At 57.7% G+C, this 21632-nt stretch carries 27 protein-coding genes and 1 tRNA gene; 20 read left to right on the top strand and 8 right to left on the bottom strand.

The window, feature by feature from the left end:
- Window positions 1–17: 17 nt before the first annotated feature.
- Window positions 18–644, bottom strand: coding sequence for a protein-L-isoaspartate O-methyltransferase (locus FTO60_RS11640; RefSeq protein WP_254696792.1), 627 nt, complete (start codon window positions 642–644; stop codon window positions 18–20).
- Window positions 645–787: 143 nt separating this feature from the next.
- On the opposite strand from FTO60_RS11640, the gene FTO60_RS11645 reads away from it, so the two are divergent.
- Window positions 788–861 (top strand) — tRNA-Cys (locus tag FTO60_RS11645).
- 68 nt (window positions 862–929) lie between these two features.
- Here the strand turns inward: FTO60_RS11645 and FTO60_RS11650 are convergent.
- The 3 genes from FTO60_RS11650 to FTO60_RS11660 are packed head-to-tail and all read right to left on the bottom strand — an operon-like array spanning window position 930 to window position 2368.
- Entirely contained in the window at window positions 930–1961 is a 1032-nt protein-coding gene (locus FTO60_RS11650) for a tyrosine recombinase XerC (RefSeq protein ID WP_148056120.1), read from the bottom strand.
- Window positions 1958–2149: a hypothetical protein gene (locus FTO60_RS11655; RefSeq protein ID WP_024096637.1), complete on the bottom strand. Its 192-nt coding sequence runs from the start codon at window positions 2147–2149 to the stop codon at window positions 1958–1960. Before FTO60_RS11655 ends, FTO60_RS11650 begins: the two co-directional genes overlap by 4 nt.
- A 24-nt stretch (window positions 2150–2173) precedes the next feature.
- Complete coding sequence (locus FTO60_RS11660) at window positions 2174–2368, bottom strand: Arc family DNA-binding protein (RefSeq protein WP_172623872.1); 195 nt, start codon at window positions 2366–2368, stop codon at window positions 2174–2176.
- A gap of 33 nt (window positions 2369–2401) precedes the next feature.
- Here FTO60_RS11660 and FTO60_RS11665 point away from each other — a divergent pair, with 33 nt between their 5' ends.
- On the top strand, window positions 2402–2767 hold the full coding sequence (locus FTO60_RS11665; RefSeq protein WP_172623873.1) for an Arc family DNA-binding protein: 366 nt from the start codon (window positions 2402–2404) through the stop codon (window positions 2765–2767).
- 2 nt (window positions 2768–2769) lie between these two features.
- Here the strand turns inward: FTO60_RS11665 and FTO60_RS11670 are convergent, their stop codons facing one another.
- The gene (locus tag FTO60_RS11670) at window positions 2770–3411 is read right to left on the bottom strand and encodes a hypothetical protein (RefSeq protein ID WP_148056122.1); all 642 of its coding nucleotides are present in this window, start codon (window positions 3409–3411) and stop codon (window positions 2770–2772) included.
- A gap of 158 nt (window positions 3412–3569) precedes the next feature.
- Here FTO60_RS11670 and FTO60_RS11675 point away from each other — a divergent pair, with 158 nt between their 5' ends.
- The 3 genes from FTO60_RS11675 (at window position 3570) to FTO60_RS11685 (ending at window position 5355) form a co-directional block, all read left to right on the top strand.
- Window positions 3570–3782 (top strand): helix-turn-helix domain-containing protein, encoded by a 213-nt coding sequence (locus tag FTO60_RS11675; protein WP_148056123.1) that lies wholly within the window; start codon window positions 3570–3572, stop codon window positions 3780–3782.
- A 2-nt stretch (window positions 3783–3784) separates the two neighbouring features.
- Window positions 3785–3985, top strand: coding sequence for a hypothetical protein (locus FTO60_RS11680; RefSeq protein ID WP_148056124.1), 201 nt, complete (start codon window positions 3785–3787; stop codon window positions 3983–3985).
- A gap of 216 nt (window positions 3986–4201) precedes the next feature.
- A protein-coding gene (locus tag FTO60_RS11685; RefSeq protein WP_254696793.1) for an IS3 family transposase occupies window positions 4202–5355 on the top strand; the annotation gives its coding sequence in 2 pieces (ribosomal slippage) (window positions 4202–4480 and window positions 4483–5355; 1152 coding nt in all).
- 352 nt (window positions 5356–5707) lie between these two features.
- On the opposite strand, the gene FTO60_RS11690 is transcribed toward FTO60_RS11685, so the two are convergent.
- A protein-coding gene (locus FTO60_RS11690; protein WP_148056125.1) for an IS3 family transposase occupies window positions 5708–6834 on the bottom strand; the annotation gives its coding sequence in 2 pieces (ribosomal slippage) (window positions 5708–6570 and window positions 6570–6834; 1128 coding nt in all).
- Between the two features lie 28 nt (window positions 6835–6862).
- Entirely contained in the window at window positions 6863–7051 is a 189-nt protein-coding gene (locus FTO60_RS11695) for a hypothetical protein (protein ID WP_148056126.1), read from the bottom strand.
- A gap of 130 nt (window positions 7052–7181) precedes the next feature.
- On the opposite strand from FTO60_RS11695, the gene FTO60_RS11700 reads away from it, so the two are divergent.
- From FTO60_RS11700 to FTO60_RS11730, 7 genes are all read left to right on the top strand, one after another.
- On the top strand, window positions 7182–8099 hold the full coding sequence (locus FTO60_RS11700) for a DMT family transporter (RefSeq protein ID WP_148056127.1): 918 nt from the start codon (window positions 7182–7184) through the stop codon (window positions 8097–8099).
- 818 nt (window positions 8100–8917) lie between these two features.
- A complete protein-coding gene (locus tag FTO60_RS11705) occupies window positions 8918–9397 on the top strand; it encodes a CHASE domain-containing protein (RefSeq protein WP_172623874.1) in 480 nt (159 codons plus the stop codon).
- An 8-nt stretch (window positions 9398–9405) separates the two neighbouring features.
- Window positions 9406–10947, top strand: coding sequence for a cell wall metabolism sensor histidine kinase WalK (locus FTO60_RS11710; protein WP_254696948.1), 1542 nt, complete (start codon window positions 9406–9408; stop codon window positions 10945–10947).
- A 166-nt stretch (window positions 10948–11113) separates the two neighbouring features.
- Window positions 11114–12847 (top strand): ATP-binding protein, encoded by a 1734-nt coding sequence (locus tag FTO60_RS11715; protein ID WP_172623875.1) that lies wholly within the window; start codon window positions 11114–11116, stop codon window positions 12845–12847.
- A gap of 101 nt (window positions 12848–12948) precedes the next feature.
- Window positions 12949–13344 (top strand): response regulator, encoded by a 396-nt coding sequence (locus tag FTO60_RS11720; protein ID WP_148056131.1) that lies wholly within the window; start codon window positions 12949–12951, stop codon window positions 13342–13344.
- Between the two features lie 137 nt (window positions 13345–13481).
- On the top strand, window positions 13482–14438 hold the full coding sequence (locus FTO60_RS11725) for a PleD family two-component system response regulator (protein ID WP_148056132.1): 957 nt from the start codon (window positions 13482–13484) through the stop codon (window positions 14436–14438).
- A 27-nt stretch (window positions 14439–14465) separates the two neighbouring features.
- Entirely contained in the window at window positions 14466–14804 is a 339-nt protein-coding gene (locus FTO60_RS11730) for an Hpt domain-containing protein (RefSeq protein WP_148056133.1), read from the top strand.
- Between the two features lie 407 nt (window positions 14805–15211).
- Here FTO60_RS11730 and FTO60_RS11735 read toward each other — a convergent pair whose 3' ends face one another.
- Window positions 15212–15499, bottom strand: coding sequence for a hypothetical protein (locus tag FTO60_RS11735; RefSeq protein WP_172623876.1), 288 nt, complete (start codon window positions 15497–15499; stop codon window positions 15212–15214).
- Between the two features lie 172 nt (window positions 15500–15671).
- On the opposite strand from FTO60_RS11735, the gene FTO60_RS11740 reads away from it, so the two are divergent.
- From FTO60_RS11740 to FTO60_RS11770, 8 genes are all read left to right on the top strand, one after another.
- Window positions 15672–15989: a hypothetical protein gene (locus FTO60_RS11740; protein WP_254696794.1), complete on the top strand. Its 318-nt coding sequence runs from the start codon at window positions 15672–15674 to the stop codon at window positions 15987–15989.
- A 64-nt stretch (window positions 15990–16053) separates the two neighbouring features.
- Window positions 16054–16632, top strand: a complete 579-nt coding sequence (locus FTO60_RS11745) for a lytic transglycosylase domain-containing protein (RefSeq protein ID WP_108785955.1) — start codon at window positions 16054–16056, stop codon at window positions 16630–16632.
- Complete coding sequence (locus tag FTO60_RS11750) at window positions 16632–16922, top strand: TrbC/VirB2 family protein (protein WP_108785956.1); 291 nt, start codon at window positions 16632–16634, stop codon at window positions 16920–16922. Before FTO60_RS11745 ends, FTO60_RS11750 begins: the two co-directional genes overlap by 1 nt.
- 7 nt (window positions 16923–16929) lie before the next feature.
- Complete coding sequence (locus FTO60_RS11755; RefSeq protein ID WP_108785957.1) at window positions 16930–17208, top strand: type IV secretion system protein VirB3; 279 nt, start codon at window positions 16930–16932, stop codon at window positions 17206–17208.
- Entirely contained in the window at window positions 17198–19564 is a 2367-nt protein-coding gene (locus FTO60_RS11760; RefSeq protein WP_148056136.1) for a type IV secretion system protein B4, read from the top strand. The genes FTO60_RS11755 and FTO60_RS11760 overlap by 11 nt, the downstream gene beginning before the upstream one ends.
- Entirely contained in the window at window positions 19557–19715 is a 159-nt protein-coding gene (locus tag FTO60_RS17715; RefSeq protein ID WP_165821375.1) for a hypothetical protein, read from the top strand. The genes FTO60_RS11760 and FTO60_RS17715 overlap by 8 nt, the downstream gene beginning before the upstream one ends.
- Complete coding sequence (locus tag FTO60_RS11765) at window positions 19708–20856, top strand: lytic transglycosylase domain-containing protein (protein WP_148057139.1); 1149 nt, start codon at window positions 19708–19710, stop codon at window positions 20854–20856. Before FTO60_RS17715 ends, FTO60_RS11765 begins: the two co-directional genes overlap by 8 nt.
- On the top strand, window positions 20853–21632 hold the full coding sequence (locus FTO60_RS11770; protein WP_148056137.1) for a type IV secretion system protein: 780 nt from the start codon (window positions 20853–20855) through the stop codon (window positions 21630–21632). The genes FTO60_RS11765 and FTO60_RS11770 overlap by 4 nt, the downstream gene beginning before the upstream one ends.

The following is a 21632-nucleotide window of genomic DNA, read 5'->3' on the forward strand; positions in this document are numbered from 1 at the left end:
ATATCGCTACGCGGACATTATAGCGCGAAGGCGGCGTCCTTGGCAAATCCGGCGGCGACCGGCGCGCCGGCATTGAACGCAAACCGCCACGTCACTCGACCATCCAGCTTGTGACCGATCCGCACAACACCAAGAGCCGATTCGGCAAAGACAACCGCGATCCGGCCACCTTCCTTCAACTGATCCAACAGCGTCTGTGGCACCTGTTCGGCGGCACCTTGCAAGATGATGATATCATAGGGGCCGCTTTTCTTGGCCCCTTCATTTAGCGGACCTTCCACAACTGCGGCATTATCGACACCATGTTCAGACAGGTTCTGCTGGGCCTCGGCAACACGGTCGCTGTCATCTTCAACGGCCACGACGAAATCGGCCATCTGCGCCAGCACGGCCGTGGAATAGCCCAGACCGCACCCCAGATCGAGCACAATATCAGCCGGATCAACCATCAGCGCGTCCAGCATCTTGGCAAATGTGCGCGGCTCAAGCACGGTGCGACCACCGGCTAACATGATGTTTTCGCCCACATAAGCAGACTCGGCCTTGTCAGCGGGCAGGTATTCTTCGCGCGGGACGGACAGCATGGCATCAATGATAGGGAACTTGGTCACATCGGACGGACGGACCTGGGTGTCGACCATCATTGTGCGGCGGGATGCATAGTCGGCCAAAGCTAAACTCTTTCGTTCATAATCGGTTGATTTGTGATGCCACAATCCGTGCGCGGGGGCAACGCCTCATCACCGCTTGCACCACCCGCAATGCTGGTATATCCGGCCCATGCTTCGGCGAGTTGGCGGAGTGGTTACGCAGCGGATTGCAAATCCGTGTACACCGGTTCGATTCCGGTACTCGCCTCCAATAAAATCAATGACTTGCGTCATCCTTCCTCTCCTTCACTGCCATTTTTGAAACAACCGTTGAAACTTTCACGTTTCGGTCTTGCTTCGTTCCATTTGATTTCTTGCCTCTTGAGCGCGCTTCGCGAGCTCTCTTTGCCGGATCGGGCCACCGTACTTTTTCAGCATCTCAACGCCTGAGTGGCCGGTAACAGCCTTGACCATCTCGTCATCACATCCAGCCAAATACAGCTCGATCGTCGCATTTTTCCTGAGCCCGTGGGTTTTGTAGTAGCTCGCCTTCTCGTGCTTCATCTTCTTTTTGATGGCACGCATTTCCTCGGCAACGATACGGTAGCTCACTGGTCGACCTTTCGCGTCGGTCACAACAGTGCCGTCCGTTCGTGCGAGCCCGTCGAGATGGGCTTTCAAGCGGTCGGTGAGCGGGATCCACAACGGCTTGTCGGTTTTTCCCTGCGTAAAATCGAATCCTTCATCGGAGAAGTGCTCCCACTTCATCTTCACGACATCGCCAATTCGTTGGCCTGTACCAATGCAAAGCTCATAGACCAGCCGCGCCCTTTTTGAAGCCAGCGCTTCGAACTCGGCCCGAACATCATCTGGCCAAGGCTCCCAGCCGTCGCTCTGCTGCTTGAAAAGCGGAATACCCTTCGCCGGATTGCCGTGCTCTTTCTTGATGAAGCCGATCAACCGGGCGTGATTCATCAGGACGACCATGACCTGGACAAGATAGTTGGCTTGCCGCCAATGATCCGCATTGGCGCGGTGCAGTTCGTAGATGTGATGGGTTTCGATCCTCGCGGGGTCTTTGTCGGCCCAGATCTCTCGAATATGGCTGATATACCGCCGATAGTCGGATCTGGTACGGGGCTTCAGCTTCTTGTACGCGTCGCTTTCGTAGTAGCTGAGAATCAACGCCTCAAAATTGCGTTTCACCGGCGCAGGCGCTGGTTTTCCCTTCAGCAGGCGATTGTAGTGATCCCAAAATTCCGGGGTGCCCGCTTCCTCGTGCATCATGACCGAGATACCGCGTGAACGCCGGATGAACCGGAGATACCCCCGGTCATTGTAGACGTATTTGGGCAAGCTCTTGCGAGTCATTCGCCCATTCTCAGGTCACTGTTGAGAAAGTCGTCTGCCGCCTCTGGCGCGACCATGTTGGCATCGACGATCACGCTGCCATCGGGCTTGATCTCGAATTTCGCGCGCTGCCAGCCTGCCTCCCGCGCCTCGCGGATAAAGGCAGAGGCTGCCTGTTTCGCCTTTGTCTGTGCACTTGCTTTGGTCATCGTATCGGTACCCCACTAACCCTGTTAACAACGCGCATTATCACCCTGATCCATATTGATTTTTCCAACTGATCCAAGCGTGGATCGCCTGTCTTTGGCTGCCCGAATGGCACGGATCACTTCTGAATTTTGGGAGTTTCCATTTCGATCAGACTCCGCCTTGATCCACTCTTTAAGCTCTTGCGGAAGCCGAAGCTGCATTGGTTTACGACTGTTCATGAAACGCCTCCCGGTTGAAACCATAGCCCGTTAGTGGCACTTAGCCACTATTGCGTCAATCGATTCTTATGGCACAGTGCCACCATGCCAGAACAAAGCTCTCAAAATCAGGATAAATTCATCGTGCGGCTGCCAGATGGCCTGCGCGATCGAATACGCCTCGCAGCTGAGGCCAACCATCGCAGCATGAATGCTGAGGTCGTTGCCCTCCTCGAAGAAAACTATCCGGCTCCTGTGCCGGAAAAATTGGATGACCCCGCAGCGAGGTTACTCTTCTGGCTTGCCAAACGCATCCGCCGAAGGAACCCGAAGCCAGGGACGCCAAGGGACAAACAAGCCGCCCTATATGAGCGAATTGCGGGCGATATCGCGGAGCGTATGAAGGACATCGGCGACTAGCCCTAGTAGGCCACCCACTCATATCCATGGTTGCCTTCGTGATCTTCCCATTCGACACCGACCCCGCGCCGCCAATTTGATGACGAACAGCGCCGTGACGGCAGAACCCATTTCGGGGCAGCTGCTGGTGTCGTGCGCTGCCAACCGAATTCGCCCTGCGTGCCGTAGGTCCCGAGACGCATGTTGTAGCTCTCAGAGCAATCATCGTCGCGACCGCGCTCGCGATGGCTGTAGTACCGAACATCCCAGACGCGGATCGAGCGGACAAAATCAAATTCCAGACCGCTAATGTCGATATCGGCACCGCTTTCAGCCACCTGAGCCTGAATAACCTGGGCGAGTGTCTGACCATTGTGGTTGCTGACCTCCCAGATCTTCGGGGCCGTGCTTTGCAAAGGCGCACGCTCAGAAACACCCATCGGACAACGCCAGATTTGCAGCGGCGGCTCAATCGGCCAGGGCGTGATCCGGCGGATAAACACGGCACGGGCATGGGCACATTCTGCTGATGCAGGCCACCCACCAGCCAGGCAAAGCAGAATGGCGCAGTCGACCTGATAGGCTTTCGCCGCCTGCGGAGCCACGCTGCAGAAAAGAGCCATCACGGCTCCAACAACCCAATTCCTGATGAACCAGCACCACATATCAATAGTTTCCTTTTGATTACATTACTGCATTATTGACACATTACTTCCTCCCTCCCCCTCTACACCATATGCGAGCATGCCCTTTGTGAGGCTCGCGCGCGTTTTGTGGAATATATTCCGTAGAGCGGTTCTTGTGATCTGGCCGAATAGAGGCCATGGAATTAAGGGAACGAGTAGGGTTAAATGTCCGGAATCTCAGAAGTTCCAGAGGATTAAGCCAAGAACAACTAGCGTTAGCTGCGGATGTGGATCGCAGCTATATCAGCGAGATCGAACTCGCCAAAAATTCAGCATCAATCGATGTTCTGGAGCGGATTGCGGATGCTCTCGGCGTCGATCCCAAGGAATTGTTTAACGAGAGGGGCTAGTTTTGCCCAAACTTGAGAGTGTTCGCACAACGGCCGAAGCCATCGGCCGCATTACGTGTATCAAGACAGGCGAAGAAATCGGCCTGCTGTATCAGTGGGATAACGGCGAGACACAAGCAGCGCTATACAATGGCAGCCGCCCTAAAACACCACTCTGCTCGGATCATTCCCCTGAACCGGACCTTGGCGCAAAACGCAGCTAACGGCCGGAACGAGCCCATTCTGTAAGTTCGATTTTCTCGCTGCGTGCGCGCGCGGCACAAAGATTGCTGCGGCCGCGAGAAAGCGATGCCAATTTGCTCCGGGAAATGCGGCCATTCAGTCGGGTCGCGGCCAAGTGAGCTACCCCCCCGAAATTCGGACACTGACGTAAGCTACGATTTGTTGTCTGCTGATCTTCGACGAGAAGGAGATCAGAGATGTCGAAACGGAAGCAGCATGCGCCTGAGTTCAAGGCGAAGGTGGCGCTTGAGGCGCTGAAGGGTGAGCAGACGGTGGCCGAGCTGGCGAGCCGGTTCGGGGTTCATCCGACGATGATCCACGGCTGGAAGAAAGCCTTGCTGGAAGGCGCATCCGGCGTGTTCGAGCGCGGCGGCAAACAGGCACCCGGGATTGACGAAGAGCAACTGAAAGAGTTGCACGCCAAGATCGGGGAGTTGGCAGTGGCCAATGATTTTTTGTCCAGAAAGCTCAAGCCGTGGACCGGCAAGTGAGGCGAAAGATGATCGAGCCGGGCAATCCCGGGCTGTCGATTGGCAAGCAGTGCAGGCTGCTGTCGATCTCGCGGTCGTCGTTCTATTACGCGCCCAGGGGCGAGACGGCGCTGAACCTCGCGCTCATGCGCCAGATTGATGAACAATTCCTTGAGACACCGTTCTACGGCGTGCGCCAGATGACGTGGCACCTGCGCAACGAGGGCCATCTGGTCAATGAAAAGCGCATTCGTCGTCTGATGCGGCTGATGGGCCTGATGCCGATCTACCAGAAACCCAACACCAGCAAGGCTGCCAAGGGTCACAAGACCTACCCCTATCTGCTGCGTAGCCTGCGGGTGGACCGCCCGAACCAGGTCTGGTGCGCCGATATCACCTATCTGCCAATGCGGCGCGGGTTCCTGTATCTAGTCGCGGTCATGGACTGGCACACGCGCAAGGTTCTGGCGTGGCGCATCTCGAACACGCTGGAGGCTGACTTCTGCGTCGAGGCGCTGAACGAGGCGATCCACCGCTTCGGCCCGCCCGGGATCATGAACACCGACCAGGGCAGCCAGTTCACGTCGTTTGCCTGGACAGACCGGTTGCGCCGCTCCGGCGTGCGCATCTCAATGGATGGCAAAGGCCGGTTCCTCGACAACATCTTCGTGGAACGGCTCTGGCGGAGCCTGAAATACGAGTGCGTCTACCTGCACGCCTGGGAGAGCGGATCACAGGCCAGGGCAGGCGTCGGCAAGTGGATCGAGTTCTACAATCGCAAGCGCCCGCATTCCGCCCTTGGCGGCAAACCCCCAGCCGTGGTCTATTGGCTGAGAAATGATGAAACCCAAACCGATCAGCAGGAGCACAGAGTAGCTTAAATTACGCCGGAACCTGTCCAATGATTGGGGAGTAGCTCATAAAGTGTTTCCCAGTGATCGCGATAAAGTATACATCTGCGCCGTGTAGATCAGATTTATCCTTGAGAAAGGCCGGTTGGGCGACACCGACCGCTGAGCAACGATCAAGCTTCCGCACATGCGAAAAATGCTGCGTCAGCAGTAGCTGCGGCTGCATAAGTCCGGTTTTCCCGCGTTGGAGACCTTCGCCGCAGCTTTGTTGAACGACAGCTTTCTCTATGTGAGGACGGGTATCATTTCCTCATATCATCCAGGAACTCCAGAACGCGCGCATAGTCTTGGCGTGCCCCCATTGGGTGGTCCGGTTTGATTGTTAGTGCATCGTGGGCCTCTGGTCCATTGGCACGATGGTTTCGGGCGCAGGCGGACGATAGCCCAATGAGCTGTGCGGCCTGACCGTGTTGTAGTGAATGCGCCATTGCTCGATCAGGATTTGGGCTTCGCGCAAGCTGTAGAAAATTTCTCCGTTGAGCAGCTCGTCGCGGAACCGAGCGTTGAAGCTTTCACAGTATCCGTTTTCCCATGGTGAGCCTGGTTCGATGTAAGCCGTCTTTGCTCCGACTGCTGCGATCCAGTCCCGCACCTTCTGAGCAATAAACTCCGGGCCGTTGTCGGAACGGATATACTCTGGCGGCCCACGTAGGATGAACAGATCGGTCAATGCATCTAGCACGTCTGTCGAGTTGAGTTTGCGATCCACACGGATCATGAGCGCCTCCCTTGTGTATTCATCAATGATGTTCAGCGTCCGATAGACGCGCCCGTCAGCGGTCCGATCCTGGACAAAGTCGTAGGACCAGACATGGTTTGGGCGTTCGGGCCGCAGACGTACGCAGGAGCCATCGTTCAGCCAGAGCCGACCTTTCTTCTTTTGTTTCTGTGGGACTTTCAGCCCTTCGCGTCGCCAGATGCGCTCAACCCGCTTGTGGTTCACACACCAGCCCGCATTGTTGAGCAGACCGGCCACCATCCGATATCCATAGCGGCCGTACTGATCAGCCAGTTTGATAATGTCGTCGGTTAGACGTTCTTCATCTGCACGGCCTTGCGGTACCTTGCGCTGCGTGGATCGGTGCTGTCCAAGCGTGCGGCAGGCGCGGCGCTCGGACACACCAAGCTCTTGCCGAACATGGTCGATGCACTTTCGGCGACGCGAAGGGCTCAGAAGTTTCCCTTCGCGGCTTCAGACAGAATGAGCTTGTCCAGTGTCAGGTCCGACACCGCCCGCCGCAGTCGCTGGTTCTCCTTCTCCAGCTCTTTCAGCCGGGCGAGCTGAGATCGCTGCATCCCGCCATAGAGCTTGCGCCATCGATAAAATGTCTGCTGCGTCACGCCAATCTGCCGCACAGCCTCCGCAATCGTCGCGCCTTGTCCTTGCAGAACTTCAACCTGACGAAGCTTCGATACAATCTCTTCGGGTTTCTCTCGTTTCCCAGCCATCGCTGATCCTCCAAATTTGAGGGATATCCTATCCCCGTTGGTGGACCACTTTCAGGGGGCTACTCCACGGTCCCCGGTCGATGTCGCGATCCTTCTCGACCTCCTGTTCGCGCTCGCCTTCGATATCCATCCAATGGCGCATTTCAAAACTATCGGCCCTGAGCCGCCGCTGGCTGATGTGTTGAATGCTTTGCAGCAGCGTCACCAGAACGGCCATTCGCACACAACGCAGCATTCTTGGTTAGGCAAGACCGCGCCCAGCATTCTGCGCCAATGTCGCATATGAGTAATACAAACTCTGGCTGAGAAGCTAACTTGCCTGGAGTGACCACTTCGATTGGCCCGAAATGAAATCTATCTCACCCTCCTCTTCTCATGCGGACGCCCACAAGTACGGTGTGCTCTTCGTCTTTGCGGCGGGGGTCTTGTGGTCGACCGTCGGCCTTGGCATTCGCCTGATCGAAGATGCTGTCGTGTGGCAGATTCTGCTCTATCGGTCGATCAGCATGTCGCTGTTTCTTTACGTGCTTATCCGCGTGCGGTCTGGCGAAAGCCCGTTTGTTCAGATCCGCCGTATCGGCGCCCCTGCCATCATCGCAGGGCTTTCACTGGTCGCGGCCTATTCCGGCGGCATCTACGCGATCCAGAACACTTCGGTCGCGAATGCGATGCTTTTGTTCGCGACAGCACCGTTTATGGCTGCAGTACTCGGATGGATCGTGTTGCGAGAACCCGTTCGCGCGGCAACCTGGATAGCGATCGCCGTCGCAATCGGCGGGATCGCGATCATGGTCGCCGACAAGTCCGGAAGCGTGGTCCTGAGGGGCAGCCTTGCCGCGCTCGGATCGGCCTTTGGCTTCGCGGTCTTCACCGTGGCCCTGCGATGGGGGCGAACCGGTGAGATGCTGCCAGCGGTCTTTCTTTCGGGTCTCTTCGCGATCGTAATTACTTTGGCCATATGCCTAGGCCTCGGGCTCTCAATCGTATTGAGCCCCAGTGATGGCGGCATTGCGATGGGTATGGGGGTATTCCAGGTCGGCGCCGGTCTGATCCTCTACACGCTGGGCTCGCGCAGCCTCCCGGCAGCAGAGCTCGCTCTGCTGTCTCTGGCCGAAGTCCTGCTCGGCCCACTCTGGGTGTGGCTGTTTCTGGGGGAAACCGCGACCGAAAATACCCTGATCGGCGGCGCAGTGCTGCTCGCGGCGATTGCGGGCAATGCGCTGTCGGGCAAGAGAAGAAAGCCACCTCCCATTACCGCGCCGTAGAATAGGAGCCAACGGCCCGGAGCTGATATTCGCGCCGCACTTCACGAAAGATCGGTTCCAGCCACTAAGCGGACGTGGTTTCACCGACCGTCGTGCTAGCAGAAATAGGAACAGCTGCGAGATGAGGTCATTGGCTTCAGGTGTGAATGCAGATTTGGGCCAACACTGAGGCGGATATTCCGCCTGACAGCATACAGAGCAACTTGAGGGGCGGTTCCACGCCGCCTTCTTTCGGCTTCGGGTGTCTGCCAGATGTTTGATCTAAGAGCCGTCGATGATCGAAGGCACAGCACGGTAGCGGTCAAGCCTGGCGGGCCTTTATAGCGAATGTGCGGGAAATCGAAGAGATGTCCGTGCCCTCTGGCCAGAAACCCCGAAATCGTCCGCGCCGGTGGATGGAAATGATGGATTATTGCATGCCAGAGAAGCCGTTCCGGGTCTTGCAGCAATCCTCCGAGCAAGGCCAGCGTGCCTTGATCCGATCGGCGCACTGGTGCATCATATATAGTATCCGGGGTCATACTGGCGCATGGCCAGTCAGACGCCGCTCGAATGCAAAGAATGCAATCGTCAAAACCCTGTAATGTGTAGATCCTGCAACAGCCCCTAACAATCAGGGGTTGATTAAGCTCGACCGCTCGTGAATACTCTCCCAAAACACAATCGAGCAGGGACTGTGCTACCAAGCGAGATACGTATCGCGGCTAGAATACAGGAGAAGAGTCGATCGCTAAAGTATTGAAATCTTCTGCCGGGTCTCTCCGCCGGGCCGTCGCGGCAAAGCCGCGCGGATGGTGGGGCGTCATGTTGGAGACGATGTGAAGCGGTCTCTCTACGGTTGGATCGTCACCCTTATCAAGATCGCGACAGTCGCGCTGATCTTGGGTATTTCCGTGTTCGTGTATCGCATCGACACCCAGGTAACGATTGACGCCGCCAAAAGGGACGCGCGTAGCCAGGTCGACCATGCGGCGGCAATGCTGGCCACGGAACTCGCGGTGCGCGAAACGATTGCGAAATCTGTTGCCGTGACGGCATCCTTGATGCCCGAGGAGAGCGAAGACGCCTTCACCGACCTGGCCAGCCGGATGACCGAGGGCAGAGAGGACATCCTCAATCTGGCCTATGCACCCGATCTCGTCGTGCGCCATGTCTATCCATATGAAGCCAATGCCAGCGTCATAGGCCTCGACTATCGCGAGCCCTCCGAGTTCACGGCAGGTGCCGATCAGGCCCTTGAGGCGAACGCGCCGGTATTGATCGGCCCGATCAACCTCTTGCAGGGGGGGGCGGCCTGATCTTGCGGGTGCCGTTCCGCCAGGCCGGGGCGAATGGTGCCGAAGACCAAGGCCTCGTTTCTTTGGTGATGAAGCTCGACAAGCTGGTCGAAGACACCGCTATCCTGACCACGTTAGAAGAGTATTCGATTGCGGCATATTCCGGTGACGCGATTGTAGCGGAAAACAACCTTGTTTTCGGCTCCATGTCGCACTGCGGACCCGACGCTCTGCTGAGCGCTTTCCCCGTCATGGATGCGATCTGGACATTTTGCATCGCCCCAAAAGCCGGCTGGCCGGTTCGGGGCGAGAACAGCACTGTGATCATTACCCTGGCGATGCTCGCGACTCTCACCACGGTTATCGTCTTTGTCGTCGTGGGCGTGCTGCGCGCGCGTGAATCCAAGGCCAAGACACAGCTTTGGGAGGCGATCGAGGCGATCAATGACGGGTTTGTCCTTTTTGACAAGGACGACCGGCTCGTGCTCTGCAACGCTAGGTATCGCGAGCTCTACAGCGCGTCGGCCCCGGTCATCCAACAGGGAGCGAAATTCCGCGATATCATCGAATATGGTGCCTGGAGTGGAGAATATGCCGACGCCGTGGGAAATGAAGCGGAGTGGATCGAGGAACGCATGGCCGCACACCGCGACCCTGAGGGCGAACAGGAACAGCGGCTGGTAAATGGACGCTGGATCAAGATCGCGGAGCGCAAGACCAGTGAAGGTGGGACAGTGGGTTTCAGGGTAGATATCACCGATCTCAAACAAGCCCAGCATGAAGCGGAAGCCGCAACACGAGCTATCACGGAGTTTCTCACCAACATAAACCATGAGATACGCACGCCGCTTTCCGTGATCGTCGGGTTTGTCAAGTTTCTTGCCCGTCCCGAGATGCTCACATCATACAAGACGATGGAGAAATCATTCGAGGCGGATAATTCCGATCCGGACAGGACGCGCGAGACAGTTGCGGCCTATAGCTCGGATATCAAGAAATGCGCCGTGCGGATCGAGAAGTCAGCTGCGCACCTGCACTCGCTGGTTCAGGATACGCTGGATATGTCCAAGGTCGTGGACGGGGGCTTCAACCTCAACCCGGAACAGGTGAACCTTGGCTTGCTTGTCACGGAATGCGCCGAGCAATTTGCGGACGAGGCAAGCAGGAAGGGGATTGATCTTCAGGTAGATGTCTCGGCCGTTGAAATCATGGCTGATCCACTGCGCCTGCGTCAGATCCTGTTCAACCTGATCGGCAACGCGGTCAAGTTCACTGACAGCGGCCACGTGAATATCTCGAACGAAACCGGCGAAGACGACACGGTGATCAGGATCGCCGATACCGGCCCGGGAATCGCTGAGGAACACCGGCAGCGCGTTTTCGAGAAGTTCTGGCAGATTGATGGCACCGTCACACGCAAACATGGCGGCACCGGGCTTGGGCTGGCGATAAGCGATGCACTGGTGAAGCTGCATGGCGGCGAAATCTGGATCGAAACCGGCGAAGACGACACGGGAGCGATCTTCTTCATCCGCCTGCCGTTGGTTCAACCGCCCCGATGCGCCGCGTGAGGTCACGACGGGCCAGCCGCACCGTCTTTCCAATTTATCCGCTCGGCCGCAGTTTAATGCGTTTATCGCCCAAGCACTGCCGCAATCTTGCCAAATCCCTAGAATAGAACACGGTCAAGAAACAATTCGTGGGTCCGCGTTGTTGGTAGTTTCTTGGAGGAGCTGGATGGGACAAATGGCAAATAAAGGGAAGTTGCAGCGTGGCAAGTTGGTATGCCTGCGCAACGCAATGATTGGCATCGCCGTCATTGCGCTAATCCGCCTAGCGCTTTTCACTGACGCTACGTCCCGTTTGCTCTCCGGACTGAATTTCGCGAATGCGACGCTCTATCTTTTGCTTGTGGGTATTCTGGCCGTAGCCGTCTACCGGCGCGATCAACTGATCAAGCTGCAAAAGGAGATCGTCGCCCGGAAGGAAGAGGAGATTGAGCTGATCTATGCCGCACTGAACCAGCATGCGCTGGTTTCACTGACCGACCGGGATGGCAGGATTACCTCGTTGAACGACAAGTTTACCGAGCGTCTCGGCTATTCCAGCGATGAGCTTGTCGGAAAGCCGATAAGCATGATCTATCCCGGTGGCGAGAACGACACCGTTTACAATCAGACCCGCGAGAAACTGGAGGCTGGCGAGATCTGGTCAGGCGAGAACGAGGAGATGGCCGCCGATGGGTCCAGGGTTTACTCGCGTGGCACATTCGTTCCCGTGATGGATGACCATGGTAAGCTGGTTCGCTCGGTGGGGATCCGAACCGACAATACGGATTTCCATCGCGCCCAGCACGCTCGTTCCCTCAAGGCATTGTTCGACCATCTTCAGGACGAGGTCTACGTCTGCGACACCGCGAGCCTGCAAATGGTCTATGCCAATTGCGCGGCTCTGAGGAGCAGTGGCTGGGAAGCAAGAGAACTGACCCAGAAGACCATACTCGACGCCGATCCCGACAGAAGCGCTGACCCAAAGGTGAATGAAAAGATTTTCCGCGCGCATGTCGCGCCTCTGGTCACGGGGGAAGAAGAGGTCGTGACGATTGATGTGCAGCGCGGCGAAGGCCATGGCGAGGTCAGCACCCGCATTATCCGCGGCGACGATGGCAGGAATCTGTTCGTCTCCGTTCTGCGCGACTCGACCAAACGCAAGGAGATCGAGCTTGCGAAGATGCAGTCGATCTCGATCGTCAGTCACGAACTGCGCACGCCCTTGACCTCGATCAAGGGGTCGTTGCGGCTTCTGGAGTCGGGTGCGCTGGGAGCTTTCGATCAGAAGGCGCAGTCGGTTCTGGATATCGCCGCACGCAATACCGACAGGCTCTTGCTGGTCATAGATGACATCCTCGACCTCGAGAAGATCCGTGCCGGCAAGATGGAGTTTACAAAGTCCCCGATTGACCTTGTCACCTTCGTCGCAGAGGCGGTCGAGATGAACAGGGGCTATGGCGACGAACTGAATGTGAACTTTGACTTTCACACCGATCTGGAAGCCGCACCCACCCGCGCAGCACCTGAGCGCATCATGCAGGTTATCGCGAACCTTCTGTCCAATGCGGCGAAATACTCCCCGACCAACGGCACCGTGCGCATCGGTTTGTGCCAGGATGGCCGGTTCTGGCGGATTTTCATCTCTGACAATGGCCCCGGTATACCAGAGGAAATGCGCGACGCCGTCTTCGAGACCTTCTCGCAACTGAAAAGCGCTGATGGCGTGACCCGCAAAGGAACCGGCTTGGGCATGACGATTTCTCAGAAAATCGTCGAGGCACATAAAGGCGAGATTGGCTTCGACAGCGAACTCGGCAAAGGCTCGACATTCTTCGTCAAGCTGCCGATTGACGAAGCATCCAACGAGGATGTGGGCGACAAGCCTTTAGCCGAGGTGACGTGCCAGTCCAACGCCGCCTAGCAATGAACTCGAGACTGCCGCTTTCCTGCCCTTCAATCGCAACAATCAAGAGTTATTGTTGTCGGAATATGGAAAGTGGCATGGTCCAGGAGTTAAGTGGCATGACAGAGTTGAAACGTATACTTCACGTCGACGACGACGAGGACATTCGCGAGATCGCGAACATGGCCCTTGAAATGGTCGGTGAGTTCGAAGTCCTGCAATGCGCTTGCGGCCAGGACGCGATCGAACAGGCCGAGGCGTTTGCCCCCGACCTGTTCCTGCTGGACTACATGATGCCCGACATGGATGGTGAAATGACGCTCAACGAATTGCGAAAACTCCCCGGCCTGAGCGACGTGCCGGTCGTTTTCATGACCGCCCGCGTCCAGAAAGACATGGCAGACAACCTGCGCCGCAATGGTGCACTGGACGTGATAACCAAGCCCTTCGACCCGATGGAGCTTGCAGGACACCTCCGGGAAATCTGGCAGGCCGGCAGCGTCAGCGTCTCGTGAGAGAGCCGATCAAAAAAATGCAACTTCAGAATGTTTCGCCCAACTTTCATCACATTCTTTGTGGAAGCTGTGTTCATGGATGCGAAACAATCTGCCCCCTTGGGTGATCAAAACCAGCAATCGAACGGAGGAACGTTATGAAAATCCTTGCGGTAGACGACGACGATCTTGCCCTGGAGATTCTCGCGTCCGCACTTCGCGGAGCTGGCTACACTGACGTGATCTCGGTGACTTCGGGGGCCGAGGCTCTCAAGGTCATCGAGGAGTCGAGCGCCCCTTTCGACGCCTTTCTGCTCGACATCGCAATGCCCGGTATCGACGGAATCGAGCTGTGCAGCATGGTCCGTGCGATGCCGCTCTATGCGACCGCGCCGATCGTGATGATCACGGCCATGAAGGAGCGCCATTTCATTGACCGCGCTTTCGCCGCGGGCGCGATGGACTACATCAACAAGCCGTTCGATCCGGTCGAACTCGGGGTGCGGATCGGCATTGCAGATCGGTTGTCGCGACAGTCGCATCAGGTCGAGGAGGCCGCCACGGAAGTGGCTCTTCTTAAATCACGCACCGGTGTTGGCGCCAAGTTCGCAGCCGAAGATCCTATCACTATCCATGACGTTCCGCGCGTAATCAGCATGACAGCTATGGAAAACTACCTGCTCCAACTCACCTACTGGATGACCTTGAAAAGCAAATCGGTCGCGTTCTCTATATCCGGCTTCAGCACGGTTCACGCCCAATGCGATCCTACGGAGATGTATGACATCCTGTCAGATGCAGCTTACGCCATCGCCGAGGGGTTCAAGCATACCAATCACCTCGTCACCTATGTCGGCGATGGGCGATTCGTCGCGGTGGTCAACGGTTCCGGATCAGCGATTGATCACGAAATTCTCAAGTCGATCCAGTTCGAGATTGACCAGACCCCTCCGATCCTGGCGTCTGGGCGCTCCTGCCCGATCACGTTCGAGATGGGGGAAATCTATTCTCCCGGCCTCTGGTCCGCCCCGAACCGGCTGAGTCTGTTGCACAGCCCGCAGCTGATGGCTCGTCGCTCCGGTGCCACCGAAAGCCGCCACAGCGCTGCAGCTTGATCCCAACAAAACCCAGGTTATCGCTCCATGACAAGCACCGAGCAATTCCAACAGGCATTCGATGCATCAGTCGTTCAGATCCGAAAACGGTTCATCGACCGCGCAGAACAACAGGTCCAGGATCTCGACGAACTGATGGACTGTATTGAATCCTGCCCAGACGATCGTGCTGCACTGGAGGCGGCGACGAGTCTCGCACACAAGATTTCCGGGGTCGCCACAACGTTGGGATTTCCACTTATCGGCGAGCTTGCACAAACCGCCGAGAGCAAGCTGATCGCCTGCGCCACACCGTCTAGCGGGGCCTCATTGAGCCAAGCCGCTGAAGCGGTCGAAAGCCTTGTTGCAGAACTCGATCGTCTTTAGGCGCGGGGAGCGCAATACAGAAAAGACGATTGATAAGCTGCGGGATGGCGGCTTGGCCCCGCATCCTGCGCGCTCAAGAAACTTTGAATTTCGCATTGCAGCGAAAGTTCAGGATGCGGGCTGCAATGGCAGCATCGTCTCTAATCCGTGGGAGGCGGCGACGCGGCGCACCGCGAGCAAGTGGCCTTCATGGTTCGCCAATTTGCTAACGCCGCTCCAAGCGCAGTGCAGCCGTTCCGCCAGCGCGCAGCGAACGTCCGGTCTCCGCCCTTGGTGTTTTTCGCTGCGGTCGCAATACTCAGAAAGCGGTTGTTGAGGCTGGCGCGGCGAATTCACACTTTACCCCGCATGGGAGACCTTCGCCGCAGCTTTGTTGAGCGCCAGCTTTCCCTACTCGAGGACCGGTGTCATTTCCTCACGCCGTCCAGAAGCTCCAAAACGCGCGCGTAGTCTTCGGTGAAGTCCCTAACCTGCTCAAAAACCTCCCGTCGCTCCTGATCCAGGCAACGGAAGTACCGCTCGACATCGGTAAAAAACGTCTCCGCATCACGCTGCAACAGATCTGCATAGGCCTGCACGTCATGTGCATTGGTCGGCATCCAGGGCGGCACAGGCGGCAGACAACTGCCCGCGATCGAGGCAGAACTCCAGCTCAGAACGATCATAACCGCCAATGTTTGTTTCAAAAGCGCCATATTATCTTGGCTCAGCCACTCCGTTGCAGTAAATTCGTTTCAACGCATGAATGGCGCAAAAACTCAAAATGCACCTATTGATTGCATGATTATAATATTGTATCGGTTCGGTAGTCCATGAGGGACTGCCGGGCTCATGCGAAATTCTGCAAGGCTCGGTCCTATGAATTTGATGCAAGACGCCCCAAATGTTGTCAGTGAAGATGGGCTGCGCACGCTGCTTGCCGAGGATCATTCGGCGGATGTTGTGTGCCGGGTTACGCCCAAACGTACAGGTGCTCAGTGGTCCGGGGTTTGGACCGTGCATTGCGTCTCGCCAGATGGCGAGACGCGTCGCCTGCTCGTCACTGCGCGCAACAACATGGCAGCCCGAGAGTTCAAGACGATCAACGGCTTATCCAGCTTCCTTGCGGGCCTTGGTGTTTCGATCGTCTCGATCCCGATGCTTGAAGGCAAGATCGCCTCACACAAGCTGGACGACGCGGGCTAAGCCACTTGCCGTCCTCGCAGCATTACTTGCTGCACCCGCCTATTCTGAAGGCTTCGTGCTTTCCATGCGGGCCGATGGCCAGCTGGAGACCAAAGCTCCCCAATCAGGTTTTGCTCAAAACTATGTCGACGGGATTGGTGCAAACCCACCAGAGCTGATCGTTTTTGCAGCGCCAGAGCCTGTAGATCCCCCTCCTGCACCCGCCCGCGCAGTTCCCCGACCTGAAATCCTCGCAGCTCTTGAAAGCACGGCGCATCGGTATGGCGGGCACCCGGCTTTGCGCCGCGCCGGTCTGTCGGTGACCGAGTGGCAGGCACTCTTCCAAGCCAATATCGAGATCGAAAGCGCCTATCGCTCGAATGCACGCAGTTCCGCAGGCGCGATTGGCCTCGGACAGCTGATGCCCGCGACGGCCGCGCAGCTTGGTGTTGATCCGCATGATTGGCAGGCCAATCTTGATGGCTCTGCCCGTTACCTTCTCATGATGCTGGCGCAGTTCGGCACGCCTGAGCTTGCGCTTGCCGCCTATAATGCAGGGCCGAACGCGGTCGCGCGCTATGGCGGCATCCCTCCCTACCGAGAAACCCAAAATCACGTGCGCCGCGTCATAGCCGTGCGTGACCGACTGACTGGAGCCTCCTGATGCACACACAAATCCGCATAATCCTGTCGCTGGCTATGGCCAGTTTGATGTTAGCCAACCCCGCCTTTGCACAGAGCATCGACCTCTCGCCGGTGCAGAACCTGCTGCAAGGCATCGTCGACACAATCACCGGTCCCTTGGGCATTGTGATTGGCACTTTGGCCCTCATCGGTGTGTTCCTATCCTGGCTCTTTGGCATTCTGGATTTCCGCCAAGCCCTCTGGGTTCTGGTCGCCATTGCAGGGATCGCAGCTGCACCGACCATCGTGACCGCCATCTGGGGCGCATAAATTCGGCATGGCAACGCAAACCCGCCTCTTCCTGGGTCTGATCCGGCCGCCAAAGCTCATCGGCTTGCCGATCATGTATGCCATGGTTTGGCTGTTCGGGTTTGTGTTGCTTTTTCTCTGGGTTCAGAGCTGGCCGGTGATCATCATTGCCGCACTGGCCTATCCTGTGCTGTGGAAAGCCGCTGACTGGGACCCGGCCTTTCTTGAGGTGATGGTCACCGCGCTGCAGGAAACGCCCCCGACGCCAAATCGCAAGATCCATTCGGGGGACAGCTATGCTGCGTGATTCTTCCGATGATATTGCCATATTGCCAGACTGGGCGCGCAAAGAGCGTCCAATGGCCAGCATGCTGCCCTATGTCAGCCTCGTGAATGACGTGACAATCCGCACGCGCGGCAATGCTTTGTTCCAGTGTATCCGCCTTGATGGCGTCAACAGCATGACCAGCGATGACGCTCATCTGGAAAAGATCCGCGCGCTCTTCGCTGCGATCATCGCGCAGATCGGGCCGGAGTACAGTTTCTACGTCCACAAGGTTTCAAAAGCGATCGGGACCGCCTTACCACCGGTTCCCAATGAGGGGTTTGCCCAAGCCCTGGACAGCCGTTGGCAAATGGCAATGGCGCGTGCAGGTCTGCGGGACAAGACTCTCACGCTCACTGTACTGAAACGTCCGCGCCTCGGCGCGCGGCTGCGCCTGAAACGTTCAGACTCCATCGCACAGATGAAAGACCAGACAGCCAAGCAACTGCGCAAGCTCGACGAGGTCGTCGGGTTTCTGCTCTCGTCCTTTTCTGAGATGAGCCCGCGCCTGCTCGGCGCTGAATGCGGCGAGCTACTCGGGTTCCTTGGCGCGCTCAATATCGGCCAAGAGCGACCGCTCTTCGCAAAATCCCGCTTTGGCGTCATTGCCGAAGATGTAGCCAACACCCGCGTCACGTTTCAGGGGCGAGGCTTCACGCTCGTCGATGGGACGGCGGGCAAGCGGTTTGGCACCAGTTTTGCGATCAAGACTTACCCAGCCAAAACCAGCTGCACCATGTTCGATGAACTGAACCTGCCTGTCGACATGGTGGTCACACATTCCTTCACGCCCATCAACAGCAACATCATGGCCAGCCGGATCAAGCGCCAACAGCGTCTGATGAAGGCCAGTGATGATGGTGCGATTTCCCTTGCTGAAGAACTGGTAGACGCGCTGGACGATCTTGAATCCAAGCGCCTCAGCTTTGGCGATCATCACATGACGGTGGCGGTTTTCGCCGAGACCGAGGAAAAGCTGGAAGCAATCGCCGCCGAGGTGCGCAACATCGCGGCCAGTGAAGGCGTCAATCTGGTGAATGAGAGCTTTGCGGCTCGGACCCATTATTTCGCGCAGCATCCGGGCAATGGGCAGATGCGCAGCCGTAAGGCCGCCATCACCAATACGAACTTTGCCGACCTCGCAGCGCTGCATCGCGGTCAAATGGGCAAACCCGGACACAAAGTGCCTTGGGGCAAGCCGATCACTCTCTTCCCGACGCCGGAGCGTTCGGGCTTCCTGTTCAACTACCATGAGACGGGACAGCCAGACAAAGAGCCTACCGGCGGACACACCTTGATCCTCGGCCGTCCTGGCTCTGGCAAGTCGGTGTTGTCGGCCTTCCTCATGACCCAAGCCCGGCGCTGCGACGCGCGCGTCTTTGTCTTCGACTATCGCGCTGGCATGGAAATGGCGGTGCGGGCCAATGGTGGGCGCTACAGCGCAATCAAGGCGGGTGAAGCCACCGGTCTCAACCCCCTGCGCACGGAAATCGACGGGCGCGGGCAAGCCTGGCTCTCCGATTGGTTGGCCACGCTGCTGCATCGCACCGACAAACCCCTGAGCCCTGTTCAGATCAACCGCATTCAGGAGGTGGTGCGCCAGAACGCTGGAGCGAGCGATGCCGCCCTTCGCAACTGGCAGGATTTGGCCTCGCTCTTTGTGGCGGGGGCAGATGAAGGGGATCTGTTCGAACGGATTCAGGAATGGACCGCTGATGGCCGCTACGGTTGGATTTTCGGGCAAAGCTCTGAGGATACCTTCTCGCTCGATGGTGATGTCGTCGGGTTCGACCTGACCGGCATTCTCGACAGCGAAAGCGAGAAAGAGCGCATGGCGGTCCTCTCCTACCTGTTTCGGAGGGTGGAGCGCGTGATCGAGGATCGCAAACCGACATTGATCATCATCGATGAAGCCTGGAAAGCGCTCGACAACCCGTATTTTGCCGACCGGCTGAGCAACTGGCTGGTCACGGCGCGCAAACAGAATGCCGTCGTTGTGATGATGACCCAATACGCAAGCCAGCTTGAAAAGACCCGCACCGGCAAGACGATTGTCGAGGCTGTGCCGACGCAGCTCTTGCTTCCCAACATCCGCGCCTCGGCCAGCGATTACACCATGCTGGGACTTTCTGAGAAAGAGCTCAGCGTATTGCTCGGCACCGGCAGCAACTCCCGTCTTGCACTGGTGCGCGATGATCAAGGCTCGGTGGTAATTGACGCTGATCTCAGCGCCCTTGGGCCCTACCTCACGATCCTTGGCGGCATGGAAAAAGGCGAAGCGCTGGTCGGCGCAGATTACCGCCAGAATCCAGAATTTTGGAGACAAATTGATGCGTAGACTTTGCGTGCTGACCCTCACCCTTTTGACCCTGACAGCCTGCGCGGAATACCGGCCGTCCGAAGCTGAATGCTTCAACTCTTTTGCCGAAGTCAGCCGCAGCAATTGCAATTTCGAGCTGCTCGGGCCGATTGGTTCGCTGCATGAATAGCCTCCGCCCGCATATCCTTGCGGGTCTGGTGTGGCTCAACGCGCCATTGGCCCATGCCCAAGGCGTGCCGACCTTTGATGCGGGCATGTTCCTGCAGCGCGAGCGCGTGTTGCAGCAGGGCGAGCAGGATCTGGCGCTGCAACGGGACCGGCTGTCCAAAGAAGAAGAGCTTGAAGAGCTCGAACAAGAACAATTCCAAGCGCTGGAAGACATTCTCGATGCCGCGACGCTTGCCAGCGGGAACTCAGGCGCACTGGTCGCGAGCCTGGAAGCTGGTTCATCGCCTGAAAGCGCCGCAGACACGCTCTATGGTTCGGTCGACCCAAACCCAGGCGCAGCCCAGATGTTTGGCGATGCCTCTGGCTCGATCGAAGAGCTGATCATTCGTGCTTCTCAGGAAACGCACAATATGTCCGGCGTGCGCGCGGCGGGCCTATCGCCCAAGCAATGGCGTTGTCTGTTGCAGGCGCTGATCTGGCAAGAAAGCCGCTTTGCCATTGGCGCGCGCTCCCCTGTTGGTGCATTCGGCCTGACCCAGATCATGCCGGGCACAGCACAGGATCTCGGAATTTACCCAGCCTACTACGAAAACCCCTACATCCAGGTCACCGGCGGCGCGCGCTATCTGGCGCAGATGCTGGCCATGTTTGACGGCAACATCATTCATGGGCTCGCGGCTTACAATGCTGGTCCGGGTAATGTGCAGCGCTACAGCGGCGTGCCGCCATTTGCCGAAACCCAACACTACGTTCAGGTGATCTCCGAGCGCTACAATCTCTACCTTGCACGCGTCGGCGGTGTTGATGCACTCGGCACGATTGATCCGGTTCTGCTCGCCAACTCCACGATGAGCCTGACCTCTTTCGGCGCAGGGGTCTACGGCGATTACTCCTTGGTGTCGGTGCAAGCGGCCGCGCTCCGGGTGCAGGACATCATCACCCGCATTGGTGAGATAGATGACATTCACGCGGCCATGTCGCTCAACACCTACGCGCGGGCTGAACTCGCTCGCCTGATCGCGATCCGCACGCGCCTCAAGGCCGCCCATACCCGCCCGCTTAGCGCGGCAGAGCTGGCCATGGCGGCCGCGCAGGCCCGCGAACAAGACTTCATGCAATTCGATCTGGAGGCCCTCCGATGATCCGTTTTCTTTCCACCGTAGCCACTTGCGCGTTGCTAGTTGCCTCACCCCTGTCTGCCCAAGGTGTCCCCACGGTCGACACGCGCAACATCGCACAGGAAATTCGCCAGCTGCAGCAGATGTTGGAGGATTTTGGGATCCAGACCGACCAGCTCGACACGCTTCTCGAACAACTCGACCTGGTGCAGCAGCAACTCGACACGCTCAACGAGACTTACGCCGCCCTGACCGGAGCGACGGATATCATCGAAATGGCAATGGGTGGCGATCTCGACGGGCTTCTCGATCAGGAATTCGGCGATCTCCTTGGCACCATCCGGCAAATCCAAAGCGGCGATTTCAGCGGTCTCATCGGCAACGCGGCCCCTCAAATGGAAGGCCGCATGACGCAAGCCCTAGAAGATGCAGGCTTCGATCAAGACAGCCTGTCTGACATGGCCAGCAGCGGCAATCCGGGGGCTGAGCGAATTGCCAGCCAGGCGGGCACAGGGGCCGTTATGTCAGCGGCGGCCGAGAACAGCTATGACGAGGCCGCGCAATCTCTTGAGCGGGTCCAGCAGCTGGTTTCCCTGATCCCTAACATGGAAACGCTCAAGGAAGCGGTCGATCACAACACCCGCGTCACCGCCGAGCTTGCGATCGCCATGACGCGCATGTGGGAGTTGGAAGCCATCCAGACCGTGGGGGCGGGTCAATCCGGCGTTGCCGATGCCGCCACGCTGGCTGAAGAGCGCCGCTACATGGACTTTACCCTGCCAGACCTGCGTGCGGACTGA

It is taken from the genome of Octadecabacter sp. SW4 (assembly GCF_008065155.1).
Taxonomy (GTDB): Bacteria; Pseudomonadota; Alphaproteobacteria; order Rhodobacterales; family Rhodobacteraceae; genus SW4.